The following is an 18439-nucleotide window of genomic DNA, read 5'->3' on the forward strand; positions in this document are numbered from 1 at the left end:
CCCGCCGACCCGGCCGCTCGCCGAGGAGGCGGCCGGGCACCTGCGCCGGGCCGCGGAGCTCATCACGGCGGGCGCGGTCGCCGACGGCGTGCGCCACTTCGTCGACCACGCCGCGTTCGGCCCCGGCACCTGGGACACGCTGTTCACGCCGGCGATCCGGGCCACCTGCGTCGCGCACGCCGACACCTGGCTCGACCAGAGCCGCGACCCGGAACGCCTGGCCGTGCGCCCGGAGCTCCTCGCCGGCTACCCGCACGACCTCGTGGTGAGCAACGGCGACAGCGGCCTGCCGACCTACCCGCCGGTCGCCGAGCTGATCGGTGCCGCGCTGCCGCGGGCCCGCCGGCACGTGGTGCGCGGGGCCGGGCACGCCCCGCACCTGAGCCACCCGGCGGAGTTCGCCGAGCTGGTCCGCGACTGCGCCCGCCGCATCCCGCGCTGAGAGCCACGTCGCCGGGTCCGCCGCCGTGCCGAGTGCCGGCGAGCGGCGAGGGCCGGCCCGGGGTGCGGGCGATCACGGGCCGAGGGTCGCGGGTCGATCTCCGTCGGCGGCCTTCTGCCCGTGATCGCGCATGCCTGCGCCGCTGGGCCGGGGCGGGCGTCCCGCGGCGTGTGCCATCTGCCCACATCCGGGGCCGTCGTCGGTGCAGTTCGTCCGGTGCCATCCGGGTGGCCCGCCGCCAGAATCGGATCATCGTCCACGCGACCCACGGAGATGCCCGATGCAGACCATCCACCGCCTGACCCTCGAGGACGCCCTCGTGTTGCTGCGCGCCGCTGAGGAGGAGGCCACCCGGATCGGGGTGCGCCAGACGATCTGCATCGCCGACGACGGCGCACACCCGATCGCGCTGCACCGGATGACCGGGGCCCGCCTCACCGGCGTCGAGATCGCGATCGCGAAGGCCTTCACCGCGGCCGGGCACCAGCGCGCCACCCACCTGTTCAACGAGCCGCCGGGCGGGCCGGCACTTCCGGGCAACGAGGCCTTCGGCATCCAGCACATGCACCCCGGGAGGTTCGCCGTGTTCGTCGGCGGCTTCCCGATCGTGTACGAGGGCCAGGTCATCGGGGCGATCGGCGTGAGCGGGGGTAACGGCGAGCAGGACAAGGCGGTCGGTGCCGCGGCGCTGGCGGCCTTCGAAACGCACGTCGCCGGGGCGCTCGCCCGCTGACCCCCGGCGCGACCCTCAGCCCGTGATGACCGCCTGCGGTCCACGGGCGATTCGGCTGTCGCGATCGCACCACCGGCGACGACCACCGCCACCGGCCGCGGAGGGCGCTCAGGTCGCGGTCGGGTTCCTGCCCGCGAAGGTCACCAGGAGGGCACCCAGCGCGGCGGCCGCGCAGATCCCGCAGACGAGCGCCGGGCCCACGCCACCGGTCGCGCGGTCGAGCACCAGCGCCACGACCGCGCCGCCCAGCGCGGCGCCCACGAAGCGCATCATGTTGAACAACCCGAGCCCGGCACCCAACGCGGCCTGCGCAGTGGCCGCGGCACCCACCGTCGCCGGGGTCTGGGTGAACGCGATCCCCGCGCCGATGGCCGCCAACACCGCCACGAGCGGGACACGCACCCCGGTGAGCAGCAGCGCCGCCAGTGCGAGCTCGGCGAGCCCGAGGGCGGCGAGCCCGCACCGGAGGGCCCGCCGCGGACTCCACCGTTCCGTGACGAGCCCGGCGAGCGGGGCCAGCAGCGTCATCGCCAGCGGGAGCGCGAGGACGACGAGCCCCGCCACCGCCGCGGACGTTCCGAAGCGGGCCTCCAGGTGCAGGGGGACGGTCACCAGGGTCGCGGTGAGGCAGAACATCTGGCACATCGCCGCCACGGCCGAGCGCACGAACCGCGGCTCGCGCAGCATCGACGGCGGCACGAACGGCGCAGCAGCGCGGCGCTCCACCGCCACGAAGACGGCCAGCGCGACGAGCCCGGCGGGCGCGCCGAGCCACACCAGCGGCGAGCCCGGCCCGAGCGCGGGAACGACCGACGCGGCGACGAGTAGCAGGCCCGTGCCGGTGGTCAGCGCCGCGACGCCCCGCCACTCCAGCCGGGCCGCCCGCCCGGGCTGGTGCGGCACCCAGCGCAGCGCGCCGAGGAACGCGAACACCGCGAACGGGATGACCACCGCGAACACCGACCGCCAGCCGAGGGCGTCGGCGAGCAGCCCGCCCGCCGTCGGGCCCGCCGCCTGCCCCGCCCCGTTCGCCGCCGCCCACCAGGACACGGCCCGGCCGCGGCGCGCCGCCCCGGCACTGCTGGTGAGCAGCGCGAGCACGGTGGGCAGGACCAGGGCGCCCGCGGTGCCCTGCACGGCCCGGAAGGCCACGAGCACGGCGAGGTTCGGCGCCAGGGCCGCCCCGGCCGCCCCGACGGCGACCCCGGCCATCGCGACCAGGAAGATCCGGCGATGCCCGTACCGGTCGCCGAGCCACCCCGCCACCGGCAGCATCAGCGCGCACAGCGCGTTGAACGCGATCACCACCAGCGCGCCGGCGGCCAGCGGCGCCCGCAGGTCCGCCATGATCGTCGCGAGCGGGACGTTCACGAGCGTGTTCGCGATCGTGCTGGCGAACGTCCCGACGACGAGCGCGGCCGCGACGCGCCCGAGCCGCGGGTCGGTCCGGGGCGCGCTCACCGCCTCCGCCATACCTCGTCCTCCCGCACGGCCGCGGTGAGCTCCACCTCCACCGGTGCCCCGCCGGGCAGGGCGTGGACGCCGATCGCGGACCGGGCGGGCAGGGCGCCGGTGCCGACGTGGTGGGCCAGCAGCGCCGAGGCACCGTCGGCCACGGCGGACAGGTCGGTGAACCCCGGCGCGCACGCGACGTACACCGTCATCCGGACCAGGCGGGCGAGCCGGTCGAGCCCGCCGGCGGCGGCCGCGACGGCCGAGAGCGCGTTGGCGGCGGCGAGGCCCGCGGCGCCGGCGGCGTCGGCCACGTCCAGGTCGGCCCCGACCGTGCCGCGCACCTGCAGCACCCCGTCCCGCCGCGGCGTCATCCCCGCGCTGTGGACGTACCCGCAGGCGAGCACGGCGGGCACGTAGTCGCCCTGCGGGCGAGGCGGCGGGGGGAGATCAGACGGCATGCGCACTCCGTTCCGGGAGCAAGTGATCAGAAACCGCGGACGGCGCCGCCGTCGACCCGGACCACGGACCCGGTCACGAACGACGCCCGCGCGGAACAGAGGAACACGACGACGTGCGCGAACTCCTCGGCCGTGCCCAGGCGCGCGAGCGGGATGCCGCTCACGTGCTCACGGCGCACCTCGTCGGGGGAGCGGCCCTCACTCGCGGCCCGCGCCTGCTCGAACCGGGACAGGGCCGGGGTGTCGAACTGTCCGGTGACGACGACGTTGACCAGCGTGCGCGGCGCCAGCTCCAGGGCGAGCGAGCGCGCCGCCGCGGCGACGCCGCTGCGCATCACCCCCGAGAGCGCCAGCTCCCGGGTGGCCTCGACGACGCTGCGCGCGGTGAGGAACAGCAGGCGGCCCGGACGCGACCGGCCCAGATGCGGCGCGGCCGCGCGGGCCACCTCCAAGGCCGGGCGCAACATGGCCTGGTAGGCGGCCTCGTCCGCCCCGTCCGTATCCAGGATCCCGCCGGGCCGCCCTCCCGGGGTGTTGACCACGCAGACGTCCAACCCGCCGAGACCGGTGACCGCTTCGTCGACCAGCCGCCGCCCTTCCCCCGGCACCGACAGGTCACCGGCCAGGGCGAGGCGGGCGCCGACGTCCGCCGCGGCGGCCTCGGCCCGGTCGGCGTCCCGGCCGGCCACGAGCACGTGCGCCGACTCGGCGACGAGCGCTGCGGCGACCGCGCGCCCAAGTCCGGACGACGAGCCCAGGACCAGCGCCCGCGCGCCCTCGAGCCCGAGGTCCATGACGGCCCTAACTGCCCTGGTGCTTCGCCTCGAACGTCTTGCGGCGCATCGGGCGCTCCCGTGCCAGGTCGTCGGGCTCGAGCCCGACGAAGATCTCGCCGTTCTCCTCCTTGGAGGGATAGACGCGGATCGGCTTGGTGGCCGGCGGGGTGATCGGTTCCCCCGTCTCGAGGTCGAAGACGCTGTTGTGGCACGAGCACAGCAGCCCGTCGTCGATCACCTTGCCGCTGGAGAGCAGGCAGTCCAGATGTGTGCAGTAGTTCGTCGTGACGTAGACCTCGCCCTCCCACCGAGAGACGGCCACCTCGACGTCGTCCTGGACGAAGAACCGACGGACGACCCCGTCGGGCACCTGCCCCGAGCGGGCAAGCCGGTAGTACTCCATGCCGAACTCCTTCTCTCGGGGCTCTCGGGGGCAGGCGATCAGGTCGCCATCAGCTCGGCGAGGTCGAGATCCTCGTCGCGCAGCTTGGCCACGTCGGGTCTGGCCTGCGCGGCGATCATCTCCTTCGCCATGAACATCTCGCCCCCACGGTCGACGGTGAAGGCGGCCTGCACGACACCGTCGTTCAGGTAGAAGGCGATGAAGTCGAGGTCGTTAACGGAGCCGCGGATGACGACGTCGTCCCACCGCTCGGCGTCGCCGGCGTGCTGGAGGTTGTACTCGTACTGGTCGGACCAGAACCAGTGCGGATCGTCGAAGACGGTGGGCCGCCCCAGCAGGTTCTTCGCGGCCGCCATCGCCTGCTTGTTGGCGTTGTCGAAGTGCTCGACACGCAGGCGCCTGCCGAAGAGCGGATGCCAGTGGTTGGTCACGTCCCCGGCGGCCAGCACATTCTCCACGTTGGTGCGGCAGTACTCGTCGACGAGCACCCCACCGTCGACCTCGATGCCCGACCGCTGCGCGACGTCGGTGTTCGGAACGGTGCCGATTCCGACGACGACCACGTCGCCCTCGACCACCGTGCCGCGCCGGGTGCGGACGACCACCCCGCCCCCGGTCTCCGTCACTGAGTCAACCGCTTCGCCGGTGCGCAGGTCGACCCCGTGGTCGCGCTGGATCCGGGTGCACACCGAGCCCATCTCCCGGCCGAGGACACGCTCGAGCGGCACGTCCATCATCTCGAGCATGGTGACCTCGGCCCCGGCGCCGCGCGCCACCGAGGCGACCTCGCAGCCGATGAACCCTGCTCCGACGGTGATCACCCGCGCTCCTGGACGCAGGTGGCCGCGCAGCCGCTCCGCATCGTCCAGGGTCCGCAGGTAGACCACCCGATCACCCTCGACGCCGGGGATCCGCCGGGCACGGCACCCGGTGGCGATCACGACGGCGTCGGCGGGCACGCGGCCCCCGTCCTCCAGCTCGACACAGCGTCCGGCGGCGTCGATCCGGTCGACCCGGGTGCCGAGCCTCAGCTCGACCCCGTTGTCGGCGCACCACTGCTCGTCGAGGAGGGCGGCGTCGGCCTGCTCCTGCTGGCCGGCCAGGTACTCCTTCGACAGCGGCGGGCGCTGGTAGGGCGCGTGCTTCTCGTCGCCGATGAGGATGATGGGCCCGTCGTGCTTGCGGCGCCGCAGGGTCCGTGCGGTCACGGCCGCGGCCTGGCCCGCCCCGATCGTCACGATCGTGTCCGCCATGAGGCTCTCCCGTCGGGTCAATCGGGGGCATCGACGAGCACGCGCGGCTCGGCGATGATGTGGACCGCGTTGTCCTCCACCTTGGCGGCGTAGGTCGGCTGGCACCGGTCCTGGTCGGTCTCCCACCCGGTCTCGAGGTCGAAGGCCCACTGGTGCCCGGGGCAGATCACCTTGCCGTTGAACAGCGTGCCCTTCGCGAGCATCCGTTCCTGGTGGATGCAGATGTTCTGCAGCGCGTAGACCTTCTCCCCGACGAGGAAGAGGGCGATCTCCTGGCCCTCGACGGTGACGACGGTCTTTCGTCGCCGCGTCAGATCCTTGAGCTCGGCGACCTTGATCCAGTCAGACATCCGGTTCTCCGCAGACGATCCGTCGAGGGCGGGACGGCGACGGCGGGAGGGTCCACCCCGGTCCCGCCGTCGCGAGATCCCTAGACCCCGCCGAGCTCCCGCGACTCGTCGTCGTCGGTGTTGCCGTCGGTGTCCCCCAGGTCCGGCGCGACGTAGTAGTCGTACAGCGCCTTCGTGTAGGAGAAACGCATCTCGGCGCCCCAGCGGACGAACTGCAGACAGCGCTGCTGCAACCCGGGCGTGTCGGCGCCGTCCAGGACGATCTGGTAGCCGCGCTCGCCGTGCACGACGTCCGAGGTGATGTGCAGGTCGAAGAACTCGATCTCGTCCTCGGTGAACCCGTACTTCTCGCGCAGCGGCACGATCTGCTTCTTGTAGATGCTCGGCACCTGCGACTCGAGACCGACGACCAGGGCCGCGGTGGCGACGACGTAGTGCTCACGCATCGCGGTGGCGTAGCACCAGGCCTGGAGACCGCGCGTCACCGCGTTCATGTTCATCGGGTCCTCGATGCGCTCGCGGGTCGTCCCGCACGCCTCGCCGAACTTGATGAGAAGGTCGGTGTGCCGGATGTCGGCCAGTTCCTCCTCGTACATGTTCTGGAGGGTGAAGTCCTTGGCGAACGTGTTCGAGTCGGGGGTGTTCGCGTAGATGTAGGACAGGTAGTCCGCGAACGGGCCGACGTAGTGGTAGTGGTTCTCGGCCCACCGGGCGAAATGCTCGCGCGAGAGCTTGCCCTCGGCCCAGGCCTTGCTGAAGGAGGCGTTCTTGGCCTCCCTGCCCTTGATGGCCTCCTCGAGGGCCGCACGGAACTCGTCCTTGGGCAGCAGCCGGGCGTCACGGGCCAGCGTTTCGGTCATGGGTCGCCTCTTTCCTGAGGATCATTCGGGGCCCTGTGTGGCACCACGTTACGGCGGAAGTCGCCGAATGCTTAGGGTCACTCTGCACATGAACTCCAGAGATTCGTGTGCAGAGTGCCCCCGAGTGCGAGGTGGACGGGTCAGAACACGAGGACGCCGACGATCGTCGACACGAGCAGGCCCGCCACGACCGGCACGAACAGCTTGCGCGCCAGTTCGATCGCCGGAACGCGGGCGAAGCCGGCGACGGCGAGCAGTGACGACCAGGCGATCAGGGTGCCGCCGCCGGCCCAGACGGCGCCCATCTGCCCGATGGCCGCGAGGGTCGCGGGGTCCATGGCGGCGGCCGGGCCGAGCGCGCCGGACAGCGACCCGGTGAGGGGCAGCCCGGAGAACCCGGAGCCGTCGAGCCCGGTGGCCATCCCGACGAGCAGCATGCCGATCCCCACGACGATCGGCGTGTTCGGGATAGCGCCCTGCGCCTGCGCGACGAGGTCGAACAGGAAGCCCGGGGCCGCGGCGTCCTCGCCGAGCGACATGATCTCACCGGCGAAGTCCGAGTTGCCGATGAAGAAGAACCCGGCGATCGGGATGACGACGCCCATGGCCTTGAACGCGAACACCAGACCGTCCACGACGTGCGTGGCGCAGGTCTCGAGGCTGTTGCGGCCGTCCAGCGTGATCGCGGCGGCGAGCAGCAGCAGCGCCGCGATGCCGCCGACCAGACCGGCGGCCTCGCCACCGGACGTCTCGGGCACGAGGCCGGTGAACTTGCCCAGCAGCATGTACCCCACCATCGCGGCGAACACCACGGGCACGATCACGGCGAACGCCTTCGAGCGCTTCACCGCATGGCCCTCCTGCAGCAGGGTCTCACCGGCCGGCACCCGCGGCAACGCGGGCGCCCCCGTCCTCCCGGAGGCGCGCACGCCCTCCTCGGTGTCGGCGCCGTCGGCTCCCACACCGCCGCCGGTGCGCGTCGCGGGCGTGCCGGATGCGACTCCCGCGTCGGTTCGCTCGCCCCCGCCCGCCTGCGCGGCAACCGGCTCGGCTGGAACCTCGCGGTCCTTGCGCGGTACGAGCAGGCTTCCCGTGTCGGCCGTGTCCTCCCACTCGACGAGGTTGGCCTCCGATGGCGCTCTGAAGCGGCGGCGGATCTGCAGGAATGCGACGACGACGGCGACGCCGCCGGTGACGAGCGACAGCACCATCGCCCGATCAGCGACCGCTGCGGTGGGGACCCCTGCCGCCGTGGCCGAAAGCCCGGGCGCCACCTGGATGATGTAGTCGCTCGACAGCGCCATTCCCTGGCCGGCGATCGCGATCGCCATTGCCGCGCCCATCGCCGGAAGGCCCGCGCGGATCGCGGCCGGCAGCAGGATCGCGCCGATGAGTGGCACCGCGGGTGTCGGCCAGAAGAACAGGCTGATGAGGTAGGTGACCACGAACAGCACGATGAAGGCCGTCGAACCGTTCCGCATCACCTTCCGGAACGGAAGGATCATCCGTTTGTCGGCCTCGAGCGCGCGCAGCGAGCCCAGCAGCGCCGTGATGAGAGCGATGATCAGGAAGATGCTGAAGAGCTCCGACGCGGCGGTGAGGCTGGCGTTGAAGACCGAGGTGAGTCCGACCGGCAGGCTGCCGGTGTAGACCAGTGCGGTGATGAACGTCATCGCCACGGCAGGGACGACGACGTTCTTGCGCAGGATCATCACCGCGATGATGACGACGACCCCGGCGAGGTAGACCCAGTGGGCGGCCGTGAGATCCATGAAGCAGGCCTCCGATTCGACGCCAACGCCGTGATCTGGGCGCCGTGTTTTCCGATGATGGGCGGGAACGGTCGTCGATCGGTGGAGGGTCGCGCTACGCCCCGGGTGCACAATCGCCGACGGCAGGAATGTGCAACGTGACGCAGATCATATCCGTGGCGCGGCGGACGACGTCGGAGATGGGGAGGGTGCGCAGGTGCAGCGGTGTGCACCTGGCCCAGTCCGCGCCGCCGCGCCGCAGCGCTCGGCCCATGGCGGAACCGGACGGCGTCAGGCGTCCTCGTACCCGAAGTACACCGTCTTGGTGTCGGTGACGAAATCCAGCGCGCCGCGGCCGCCTTCGGGGAACGCGCCGGAGCTCGAGGCCTTCCACCCGCCGAAGGGCGGCGCCACGCCGTTGCCCGTGGTCCGCTCGTTCACCTTGACGATGCCGCACGTCGCGAGCTGCGCGAACCGGTGCGCCTTGCGGGCGTCGGCGGTGTGGACGGCGGTGACGAGCCCGTGGCCGGAGGCGTTGACCACGGCGAGGGCGTCCTCGACGTCGTCGACCGGGACGACCGACAGCAGCGGCCCGAAGATCTCGCGCGTGTTGAGCGGGTGGTCGGGCGGGACGTCGACCAGGACGGTCGGCGGGATCCAGTAGCCGTCGGGATCAAGCGAGGGGTCCAGCCGGGACTGTGCCGCGACGCGACCCGCGCCGCTCGCGGACGTCAGGAGGTCCGTCAGTCGTCGGTGCTGCGCCGCGGTCGCGACCGGCCCGACGGTGGTCGACGGGTCGAGGCCGGGCCCCACCCGCATGCCCTCGACCTGCTCGCGCAGCAGGTCGACGAACGGGTCGAACACCCGGCGGTCGACGAGCACGCGATCCGTCGCCGTGCACGCCTGGCCGCTGAGCTCGAAGGCGCCGGCGGCCACCTTGCGTGCTGCCGCGTCAAGCTTGGCGTCCGCGCAGACGACGGCGGCGTTGTGGCCACCGAGCTCGAACTGCAGCCGCGCGCGCGTGTTGCTGGTCCTCCGCAGGATCTCCCCGACGGCGTCGGAGCCGGTGAACGTCACCGCAGCGACCTCGCGCGCCCCGACCAGGGCCGTCATGGCGTCGCGGTCGTCGCCCTGGACCACCTGCAGCACGTCGTCCGGAACCCCGGCCGCACGGCAGGCATCGGCGAGCATCTGACCGGTGCCCGCCGTGACGGGCGACGGCTTGAAGAGCACGACGTTGCCCGCGGCCAGCGCAGGGGCGATCTTGCGGGCGGCCAGCGAGACCGGGAAGTTCCATGGCGTGATCGCCACGATCACCCCGAGCGGAGCCCGCAGGGTGTAGGTGAAGGTCCCGGGCGTCTCCTGCGGATACGTGCTGCCTTCCACCTGGTAGGCGAGCTGGCCGGCGAACCGGAACTGCTCGACGGTCTTGCCGACCTCCCCGGTCGCGGCCGCGAGTGTCTTGCCCTCCTCCCGCGTGATGAGCCGGGCCAGCTCCTCCTTGCGGGCCACGAGCTCGTCGGCGACGCGGTTGAGGATCCCGGCGCGATGCGCCGGTGTCGTGCGACCCCACTGTGGGGCGGCCCGGGACGCCCGCGCCTGCGCGGACTCGACCTCCCCCACCGTCGTGGGGACGAACTCGTGGACCGTCTCCCCGGGCGAGGCCGGATCGACCGACCTGGCCGGGGTGCGCGTGGCCGCCTGGGCCGTGGGCTCACCGATCACATGGCTCATGGGACTCCTCGGCTACCTGAGCGGACGTGTCTCGACCGGCCTCGCTGTTCCACGAACGGGGTGCCGCGGGCGGCGAGCCGTCCGCAGAGTCCGGCCCGGGATGAGTCGACCATGGACGCCTCTGCGTCGGCACCGTACGATCTGCACGACAATGGCAGCAGGGTATGGGCACATGGCACAGAACTCGCCCGTGACGCAGCGTTCGCACGCCGTCTCCGGCGAGACCCCCGTCACGGTGGAGATGCTGCTCGGCGAGCCGCTGTTGCGGGGCAGCCTCGTCGCCGGGGAGGCCGGGCTGCACCGCGAGGTGACCTGGTGCCTGCCGCTGTCCGAGATCGGCCCGGTGCGGGCCCCGAACCGGGAGCCGGCCGCCGACCTGGCCGGTGTCGTCGTCCAGGCGCCGAGCACCGCGCTGTCCACCCGGGACGGCATCCGCGAGCTCGTCGACTCCCTGACCCGCCGCGGTGCGGCAGCGCTCCTGATCTGGCCGGCCGAAGAGGGCGGGGCCGTGGACCTCGACACGGCGGCGCCGCGGGCCGACGCCGCGTCACTGCCCCTGTTGCTGCTCCGGCGCGAGGCGGACTACCGCCAGGTGAGCCACCTGATCGCGATGAAGGTGCTCTCGCAGAGCGCCCACGTCCTCGAGTACAGCATGCGCGTGCACCGCATCCTCGGTGAGGTGTTCGCGCACGGCTCCGGCCTGGTCGCGATGGCGCGCACCATGTCGCACCTCGCGCGCACCCCGGTGTACGTCCTCGGTATGGGCGGGGAGACCGTCGCCCATGCGGACGCCGGGCTGCCGGCCGGCAGCGTCCCGACCGACGTCGGGCATTCCGTCGTCACCCAGCTCGTCGCCCAGCACCGTCGGGAACGCGAGCGATCCGCGGCCACCGGCGGCGGCACGCCCGAGCACTCCCGGCTCGTTGAGCTGACAATCGGGGACGCGACGGTCCACGCGGTCGCGGCTCCGGTGACGGTCGCCGGGGAGCCGTACGGGATCGTGGTCCTCCTCGAGCACACCTGGCCTGCCGACGAGCACGATCTGGCCCAGCACCGGGTGATCGCCGAGCAGGGCGCCACGCTCGTGGGCAGCGAGATGCTGCGCCAGCGCTCGGTCCGGGCCGCCGAGGAGAGTGCCCGGGACGACTTCGTCGACGCCCTGCTGCACGGGCGCTTCACCGACCAGCACGAGCTCGCGGCCCGGTCGCGGCACTACCAGTTCGACCTCGAGGGGCGGTTCGCCGCGTTCGTGGTCACCGCGCAGGGGCTGATGCCCGACCGGCGACCCGATGCCCGGCGCACGGCCGCTGCGGCGCGCGCCGCGTCGGGCGCTGCGCCCGACCCCGACCTGCTGACCCTCACCGCGCAGATCGGCGGGATGATCGTCGTCCTGCGCCAGCTCCCGTCGGACCTGCGCACCCCGCGTGACGACGGTGTCGGGGAGCGCCAGACGTGCACGGTATTCGCGGGCCAGCTGCACCGCCTCATGCGCGACCGGCTGGGCGACAGCGTCCGCGTCGCCTACGGGCGGGCCGGGACCGGGGCGGCCGGCGTTGCCACGAGCTACCGGGAGGCCCGCACCGCGGTGGCATTGGCGCAGCGCGTGCAGGCCCCGGCCGTGTGCGGCTACACCGACCTCCGCGTGTTCGCCGCCATCCAGGAGGCCGCGTCGAGCGACGCCGGATCGGCCTTCGCCGCCGACGTGCTCGAGCCCCTGCGCCGCAGCGACGGCCAGACGGGCAACCTCGAGCAGATCGTGCTGGCCTACATCCGCGAGTCGGGGAACCTGAACGCCGCAGCCCGCGCGCTGCAACTGCACCGCAACACCATGCTCTACAAGCTGGACCGCGCGTCCCGGGCACTGCAGATGGACGTCCGCAACGCCGAGACACAGTTCATGATCTGGCTCGCCCACCACATCGACATGCTCAACGAGGTGCACAGCGCCCTGCGGAACGAGCTGCATCCGCCGGCGGGCTGATCGACGCGATCGCCGCAATCGTCAGTCGCGGGTGAGGTCCCTGCGCTCCGCGGCGCGCGTGACCGGGCGGCGGGCCCAGTATCCGGCGAGGATCGAGCCGCTCACGTTGTGCCACACCGAGAAGACCGCGGCCGGGAGCGCGGCGATCGGGTTGAAGTGGGCGGTGGCGAGCGTCGCGGAGAGCCCCGAGTTCTGCATGCCCACCTCGATGCCGATGGCCCGCCGGGCCGACTCGTCGAGACCGCACAGCCGCGCGACCACATAGCCCAGGCCCAGGCCGAGCACGTTGTGCAGGACGACGGCGACGACGATCACCAGCCCGGACGTCAGTAGCGCCGTGGCGCTGCCTGCGACCACGGCCATCACCACCGCGGTGATCCCGACGACCGACACCAGCGGCAGCGCGGGCAGGGCCCGCTCGACCTGGGGCTCGGCGAACCGCCGCAGCAGGAAGCCCAGCAGCACCGGGACGAGCACGACCTGCAGGATCGACACGAACAGCGCCCCGGGCTGCACCGGGAGGAAGCGGCCGGCCAGCAGCAGTACGAGAAGCGGCGTGACCAGCGGCGCCAGCAGCGTGGAGACCGAGGTCATGGCCACCGACAGCGCCGTGTCGCCGCGGGCGAGGTACACCATCACGTTGGACGCGGTGCCCCCGGGCGCGCACGCCACGAGGATCACGCCGACGGCGAGCTCGGGGCTCATCGGCAGCGTCGTCGCGAGCAGCCAGCCGATCACCGGCATGATCACGAACTGGGAGGCGATCCCGATGAGGAACGCGACCGGGCGGCGGGCGACGTAGGCGAAGTCGACCGGCCGCAGCGTCATCCCCATCCCGAGCATGATCAGCGCGAGGAGCCACGGGATGGCGGGCGCCCACCCGCGGAACACGCCCGGGGCGGCGAGCGCGACCGCCCCTGCGACGATCACGATGAGCGGGAACCACCGACCCACGCGGTCACTGACCAGTTGCAGACGGTGCACGGGACCTCCTCGTCGGACGGCGGGGCGTGTCGCCCGGCCCGCGAGGACGATACGCAGGCGCCGCGCCCGCTCTCGGCGGTGCTCCTGACGCGCGTCGGGGCCGGGGCGTGCTCTCGCGGCGATTTCGCTCCGTGACCGAGTTGTGATCGACGAGGCCGCGGGCCGCGGTCTCGGACCGCCCGCCGCGCCCCGTCTCGGCCCGCTCCGGGCCGTCCGGACCGGGCCGATCGTCGGCGCGCTCCCCGATTGCGCTGCTCAGCGGCTCGACGCCGGTCTCGCGGCGCTCGGTCCCGCTGCCGCATGCCGCGGCGCTCCCGACTGCCCGCGCGCTCTCCCACGAGGCTGGGTCGCCACTCGCCGTGACCCTCGTCGCCTCGGTGGCGGGGGAGCCCCGTTGCGCCGACTCCCCGCGCCCGGCTAGCTTGTTCCGTACCTCGGAACTCAGTTCCATGTACCGCTCGGACTGGGCTCGGCGCCGGAGCTACGGCGCCTGCTCGATCCGGTCCCGCCGGGCGGTGTGCACCGCAGGCCGTTCGCGGACGGGCGCTCGCGCGCCGGCCGCGAGCTGACAAAGGAGTCCCAGCATGAGGCGAAGCAAGGCCGTCGCGATGGCGGGAGCGGCCGTGGCATCGCTGCTCGCGCTGACCGCGTGCAGCGCAGGCACCGGCGTGCCCGGAACCGTCGACGCCGGCGGTGGGGGCGGTTCCGGCAGCACCGCCGAGACCGTGTTCCGCGTGGCGTTCAACCAGCCCGAGAACCACCCGCAGTACATCGCGCTGGAGAACATGGGCGACCGGCTGCGGGAGCGCACCGGTGGCAGGTACGACATCGACGTCTACCCGAACGAGACGCTCGGCGCCCAGCGCGAGACGATCGAGCTCGTCCAGTCCGGCACGCTGGAGATGGCCTACGTCGGCGGGCCGCTCCTGGAGAACTTCAACCCGGACTTCGTGGTCTTCAACCTGCCGTTCACGTTCGACTCGCAGGACCACCAGCGGGCGACGACGAACGACCCCGAGATCGTCTCGGAGCTCTACTCCTTACTGGACGACGAGAACATCCACGTGCTCGGCGCGTTCCACGGCGGGATCCGCTCGGTCTACAACTCCGAGCGGCCGATTACCACGCCTGCCGACCTGGCGGGGATGAAGATCCGCGTCATCGAGTCCTACACGAACATCGAGATGATGCAGCTGATGGGCGGCAGCGGCACGCCCATGGGCCAGGGCGAGGTCTACACGGCCATCCAGTCCGGCGTCATCGAGGGCGGCGAGAACAACGAGCTGATCTACGCCAACCTCAAGCACGCCGAGGTCGCGCCGTACTACAGCTACACCCGGCACCTCATGTTCCCGGACTACCTGATCATCAACACGGCCGTCCTGGAGGGCATGTCCGAGGAGCACCGGGCGATCTTCACCGAGGAGATCGGCCTCGCCATCGAGGAGGAGGCCGAGCTGTGGAAGCGCGAGGTCGCCGTGGCGACGCAGGCCGCGAAGGACGCCGGCGCCCAGTTCAACGAGGTCGACGCCCAGGCGTTCGCCGCGGCGATCCGCCCGCTGGTCGAGGCGAAGCTGACCACCGGCGTCGTCCGTGAGATCCACGCGAAGGTCCGCGCCGCCGCCACGGCGGGCTGACCCGGTCGGGGGAGAGGGGATCGCGATGACCGCAGTCAAGAACGCGCTGGACCGGGTGCTCACGGTGGTGTGCGTGGTGCTGTTCGCCGCGCTCGTGCTGGACGTCTCATGGCAGGTGTTCACGCGGCAGGTCCTCGCCAGCCCGAGCGGCAGGTCCGAGGAGCTCGCCAAGTACCTGTTCATCTGGCTCGGCCTGTTCGGCGCCGCGCTCGTGTTCGGCGAGCGCGGGCACATCGCCGTGGACGTGGCGGTGCGCAGGCTCCCGCGGCCGGGCCAGGTGGCGCTCGCGGTGCTGGTCCAGCTCGCGATCCTCGCCTTCACCGGCCTGGCGCTGATCTGGGGCGGGATCCTGGTGTCGTGGCTGGCCTGGGAGCAGAACCTCACCGGCCTGCCGATCACCGTGGGCCCGCTCTACCTCGCCCTGCCGATCAGCGGCGTCCTGATCGCCTTCTACACCGTCGGCCACCTGGTCCGGATCCTCACCGGCGCCGAGCGCCCCGTCGACGACGACGCCGAGCCCGAGCTCGTCTGAAGGAGCACCCATGGACCCCGCAGCGCTCGCTGCCCTCCTGCTGCTCGGCGGGATCGCCCTGTTCCTGGTCATCGGCGCGCCGGTCAGCGTGGCCGTCGGCCTGTCGTCGCTGGCGGCGATGTTCGTCATCCTCGGCACCGAGGACGGCGTTCTCACCTCGGCCCAGCAGATCTTCCGCGGGATCAACTCGTTCCCGCTGCTCGCGATCCCGTTCTTCGTCCTCGCCGGCGTGATCATGAACAACGGCGGTATCGCCCTGCGGCTGATCAACGCAGCGAAGGTGATGGTCGGCAGGGCGCCCGGGTCGCTGGCGCAGACGAACGTCGCGGCCAACGCCCTGTTCGGGGCCGTCAGCGGCTCCGGGGTGGCGGCCGCGGCGGCCGTCGGCCCCACGATGGCCCCGCTGCAGGCGAAGGAGCGGTACGACCGCAGCTTCGCCGCCGCCACCAACATCGCGTCGGCCCCGTCCGGCATGCTCATCCCGCCGAGCAACCTGATGATCGTGTACTCGCTGGTGTCGGGGACGTCGATCGCCGCCCTCTTCGTGGCCGGGTACCTGCCCGGGATCCTCTGGGCGGTCGTCTGCATGGTCATCGTCCACCTGCACGCCAGGACCCGACCCGAGCTGAAGATGACCGACCGGCTCACCGTCGGGCAGGCCCTCAAGGTGCTGCTGGACGCGGTGCCCTCGCTGCTTCTCATCGTCGTGGTGATCGGCGGCATCCTCGCCGGCGTGTTCACGCCGACGGAGGCGTCCTGCATCGCGGTGCTCTACGCGCTGGCGCTGTCGTTCCTCTACCGCGCCGTCACGGTGCGGCAGCTGCCCGGCATCCTCATGGACGCGACGCGGACCACGGCCGTGGTCATGTTCCTCATCGGCGTCTCGACGATCATGGGCTTCGTCCTGTCGCTCGCGCGGATCCCCGCGATGGTGTCCGAGGCGATGTTCGGGCTCACCACCAACCCGGTGGCGCTGCTGCTGCTGATCGCGGTCGTGCTGCTGGTCATCGGGTGCTTCATGGACCCGACCCCGGCGGTGCTGATCTTCACCCCGATCTTCCTGCCGATCGTCGAGAGCTTCGGGATCCACCCGGTGCACTTCGGCCTGATGATCGTGTTCGCGCTCAGCATCGGCACCATCACCCCGCCGGTCGGACCGATCCTGTTCGTCGGGGCGAAGGTGGCGAACCTCGGGATCGAGGACGTCATCCGGCGGCTGCTGCCGTTCTTCGCCGCGCTCGTCGTGGTGCTCGTCGTCGTGATCTTCACCCCGGGGCTGTCGCTCTGGCTGCCCACGTTGCTCGGCCTCGTCTGACGGAAAGGTTGTTCATGCACCAGCGCTACGCCACCAGCCCGGAGCAGGTTCCCGGGATGGACACCGCGGAGCTGCGCCGCCGCTACCTCGTCGAGGACCTGTTCGCCGCCGACGAGGTGAGCGCGGTCTACACCCACCACGACCGGGTCGTGCTCGCCGGCGCGATGCCGGTGACCGCAGGCGTCGCGCTGCCGACGTTCCCCGAGATCCGCAGCGAGTTCTTCTTCTCCCACCGCGAGGGCGGGATCGTCAACGTCGGCGGTCGCGGCACGATCAGTGTGGACGGCACCACCTACGACGTCGGCCACGGCTCGTGCATCTACATCGGCCGCGGCGCCCGCGAGGTCGCGTTCGCCTCCAGCGACGTCGACGGCGAGGGCCCCGCGCGGTTCTACCTCTTCTCCGCGCCCGCCCACACCGCGTACCCGACCACCTTCGTCGAGGCGGGCACCGGCACCGTCCGCGAGCTCGGCGACGGGCTGACGTCGAACCGCCGCACGCTCAACCAATACATCCACGAGAACGGCGTGCGCAGCTGCCAGGTCGTGATGGGCGTCACCACGCTGCACCCGGGCAGCATGTGGAACACGATGCCCGCCCACACCCACGACCGGCGGATGGAGGCCTACCTCTACTTCGACCTGCCCGCCGACGCCCGGATCATCCACATGATGGGGGATCCGAGCGAGACGCGGCACCTCGTCGTGGCCGAGGGCGAGGCGATCATCTCCCCGAGCTGGTCGGTGCACTGCGGGTTCGGAACCGCCAGCTACAGCTTCGTCTGGGCGATGGCAGGGGAGAATCAGTCCTTCGACGACATGGACGGCGTCCCCATCGCGGAGATGCGCTGACCCGAAGGACAGGGAGCAGTATGCCCACCGAGACCGCCCCGGCCGTCACCACCGACGGGCGCTCGAGCGCGAGCGAGAAGACCCTGCTGGTGCTCTCCGCGGTGATGACCCACCCGCGGTTCACCGACGTGGTGGAGGCGACGGGCCTCGCGAAGGCCACCACCCACCGCATCCTGAGCACGCTCGTGGACCGGGGGTTCGTCTCGGTGGGCCCGGACGGCACCTACCTGCCGGGGCCGACGATCCTGTCGCTCGCGGGGCGCGCGCTGCAGCGCATCGACATCTCGACGATCGCCCAGCCGATCGTCGACGACCTCGTGGCGCAGGTGCAGTGCACCGTGCACGTCGGGGTCGCCAACGGCGACGAGATCATCTACCTGATCCGCGCCGACTCCGACAAGCCGTACCAGATGCCCTCGCGGGTGGGCCTCGCGATCCCGATGCACTCCTCGGGCATCGGCAAGGTCGTCCTCTCCGGCTATACCGACGAGGGGCTCGCCCGGTACGCCGCGCGCACCGGCCTACCGCCCCGCACCGAGCACACGGTCCGCGACCTCGACGCGCTGCGCGCCGCGGTCGCCGCCGTCCGGGAGCGCGGCTACGCCGAGGACGACGAGGAGAACGTCCCCGGCGTGCGCTGCGTCGCGGCCCCCGTCCGCGACCACACCGGAACGATCAAGTACGGGGTGAGCATCTCCACGCTCACCCTCGAACACACCGCCGAGCAGGTGGCGGCCATGGCGCCGTTCGCCATCGAGGCCGCGGAGAAGATCTCGGCCGCGCTCGGTCACACGACCTAGGGCGTGTCTGGTGGATCAGGGTCGATGGGATTCGTGATCCAGATTGCTCCTGGCAAGGCGGAGGCCCGAGCCGTCGTACTGGCGTACCCGGTCGGGCCGACAACGCCGCCAGGGGCGATCTGGG

Annotated in this window: 18 protein-coding genes; 8 read left to right on the plus strand and 10 right to left on the minus strand. The window is 72.1% G+C overall.

Features of this window, described 5'->3' with window-relative positions:
- On the plus strand, nt 1-442 hold a 442-nt coding region (locus KME75_RS29260; RefSeq protein WP_219418117.1), incomplete at its 5' end, for an alpha/beta fold hydrolase.
- A gap of 280 nt (nt 443-722) precedes the next feature.
- Nucleotides 723-1175, plus strand: a complete 453-nt coding sequence (locus KME75_RS29265; protein ID WP_219418118.1) for a GlcG/HbpS family heme-binding protein — start codon at nt 723-725, stop codon at nt 1173-1175.
- A 108-nt stretch (nt 1176-1283) separates the two neighbouring features.
- Here the strand turns inward: KME75_RS29265 and KME75_RS29270 are convergent, their stop codons facing one another.
- From KME75_RS29270 to KME75_RS29310, 9 genes are all read right to left on the minus strand, one after another.
- Nucleotides 1284-2648 (minus strand): MFS transporter, encoded by a 1365-nt coding sequence (locus KME75_RS29270; protein ID WP_219418119.1) that lies wholly within the window; start codon nt 2646-2648, stop codon nt 1284-1286.
- Entirely contained in the window at nt 2633-3088 is a 456-nt protein-coding gene (locus tag KME75_RS29275) for a RidA family protein (protein WP_219418120.1), read from the minus strand. Before KME75_RS29275 ends, KME75_RS29270 begins: the two co-directional genes overlap by 16 nt.
- Nucleotides 3089-3114: 26 nt before the next feature.
- A complete protein-coding gene (locus KME75_RS29280; RefSeq protein WP_219418121.1) occupies nt 3115-3882 on the minus strand; it encodes an SDR family oxidoreductase in 768 nt (255 codons plus the stop codon).
- 7 nt (nt 3883-3889) lie between these two features.
- Nucleotides 3890-4267: a Rieske (2Fe-2S) protein gene (locus tag KME75_RS29285; protein WP_219418122.1), complete on the minus strand. Its 378-nt coding sequence runs from the start codon at nt 4265-4267 to the stop codon at nt 3890-3892.
- Nucleotides 4268-4305: 38 nt separating this feature from the next.
- Nucleotides 4306-5520, minus strand: coding sequence for an NAD(P)/FAD-dependent oxidoreductase (locus KME75_RS29290; RefSeq protein ID WP_219418123.1), 1215 nt, complete (start codon nt 5518-5520; stop codon nt 4306-4308).
- A 17-nt stretch (nt 5521-5537) separates the two neighbouring features.
- Complete coding sequence (locus KME75_RS29295) at nt 5538-5870, minus strand: Rieske (2Fe-2S) protein (RefSeq protein WP_219418124.1); 333 nt, start codon at nt 5868-5870, stop codon at nt 5538-5540.
- Nucleotides 5871-5950: 80 nt separating this feature from the next.
- Nucleotides 5951-6730 carry an iron-containing redox enzyme family protein gene (locus KME75_RS29300; RefSeq protein WP_219418125.1) on the minus strand — a complete coding sequence of 260 codons (780 nt, stop codon included), beginning with the start codon at nt 6728-6730 and terminating at the stop codon, nt 5951-5953.
- Nucleotides 6731-6870: 140 nt separating this feature from the next.
- Nucleotides 6871-8613, minus strand: a complete 1743-nt coding sequence (locus KME75_RS29305; RefSeq protein WP_308283196.1) for a hypothetical protein — start codon at nt 8611-8613, stop codon at nt 6871-6873.
- Nucleotides 8614-8772: 159 nt separating this feature from the next.
- The gene (locus tag KME75_RS29310; RefSeq protein ID WP_219418126.1) at nt 8773-10215 is read right to left on the minus strand and encodes an aldehyde dehydrogenase family protein; all 1443 of its coding nucleotides are present in this window, start codon (nt 10213-10215) and stop codon (nt 8773-8775) included.
- 190 nt (nt 10216-10405) lie between these two features.
- On the opposite strand from KME75_RS29310, the gene KME75_RS46185 reads away from it, so the two are divergent.
- Nucleotides 10406-12196 carry a helix-turn-helix domain-containing protein gene (locus KME75_RS46185; RefSeq protein WP_219418127.1) on the plus strand — a complete coding sequence of 597 codons (1791 nt, stop codon included), beginning with the start codon at nt 10406-10408 and terminating at the stop codon, nt 12194-12196.
- A gap of 21 nt (nt 12197-12217) precedes the next feature.
- Here KME75_RS46185 and KME75_RS29320 read toward each other — a convergent pair whose 3' ends face one another.
- The gene (locus KME75_RS29320; protein ID WP_308283197.1) at nt 12218-13180 is read right to left on the minus strand and encodes a bile acid:sodium symporter family protein; all 963 of its coding nucleotides are present in this window, start codon (nt 13178-13180) and stop codon (nt 12218-12220) included.
- Between the two features lie 584 nt (nt 13181-13764).
- On the opposite strand from KME75_RS29320, the gene KME75_RS29325 reads away from it, so the two are divergent.
- From KME75_RS29325 to KME75_RS29345, 5 genes are read left to right on the plus strand one after another with little or no spacing between them, the layout of a single operon-like run.
- A complete protein-coding gene (locus KME75_RS29325; protein WP_219418128.1) occupies nt 13765-14817 on the plus strand; it encodes a TRAP transporter substrate-binding protein in 1053 nt (350 codons plus the stop codon).
- 25 nt (nt 14818-14842) lie between these two features.
- Nucleotides 14843-15349 (plus strand): TRAP transporter small permease, encoded by a 507-nt coding sequence (locus KME75_RS29330; protein ID WP_219418129.1) that lies wholly within the window; start codon nt 14843-14845, stop codon nt 15347-15349.
- A gap of 10 nt (nt 15350-15359) precedes the next feature.
- Nucleotides 15360-16664 carry a TRAP transporter large permease gene (locus KME75_RS29335; protein ID WP_219418130.1) on the plus strand — a complete coding sequence of 435 codons (1305 nt, stop codon included), beginning with the start codon at nt 15360-15362 and terminating at the stop codon, nt 16662-16664.
- A 14-nt stretch (nt 16665-16678) separates the two neighbouring features.
- Nucleotides 16679-17515: a 5-dehydro-4-deoxy-D-glucuronate isomerase gene (gene kduI / locus KME75_RS29340; protein WP_219418131.1), complete on the plus strand. Its 837-nt coding sequence runs from the start codon at nt 16679-16681 to the stop codon at nt 17513-17515.
- Between the two features lie 20 nt (nt 17516-17535).
- Complete coding sequence (locus KME75_RS29345; protein WP_219418132.1) at nt 17536-18315, plus strand: IclR family transcriptional regulator; 780 nt, start codon at nt 17536-17538, stop codon at nt 18313-18315.
- The last annotated feature ends 124 nt before the right edge of the window (nt 18316-18439 follow it).

This window comes from Pseudonocardia nigra, assembly GCF_019396355.1.
GTDB lineage: Bacteria > Actinomycetota > Actinomycetes > Mycobacteriales > Pseudonocardiaceae > Pseudonocardia > Pseudonocardia nigra.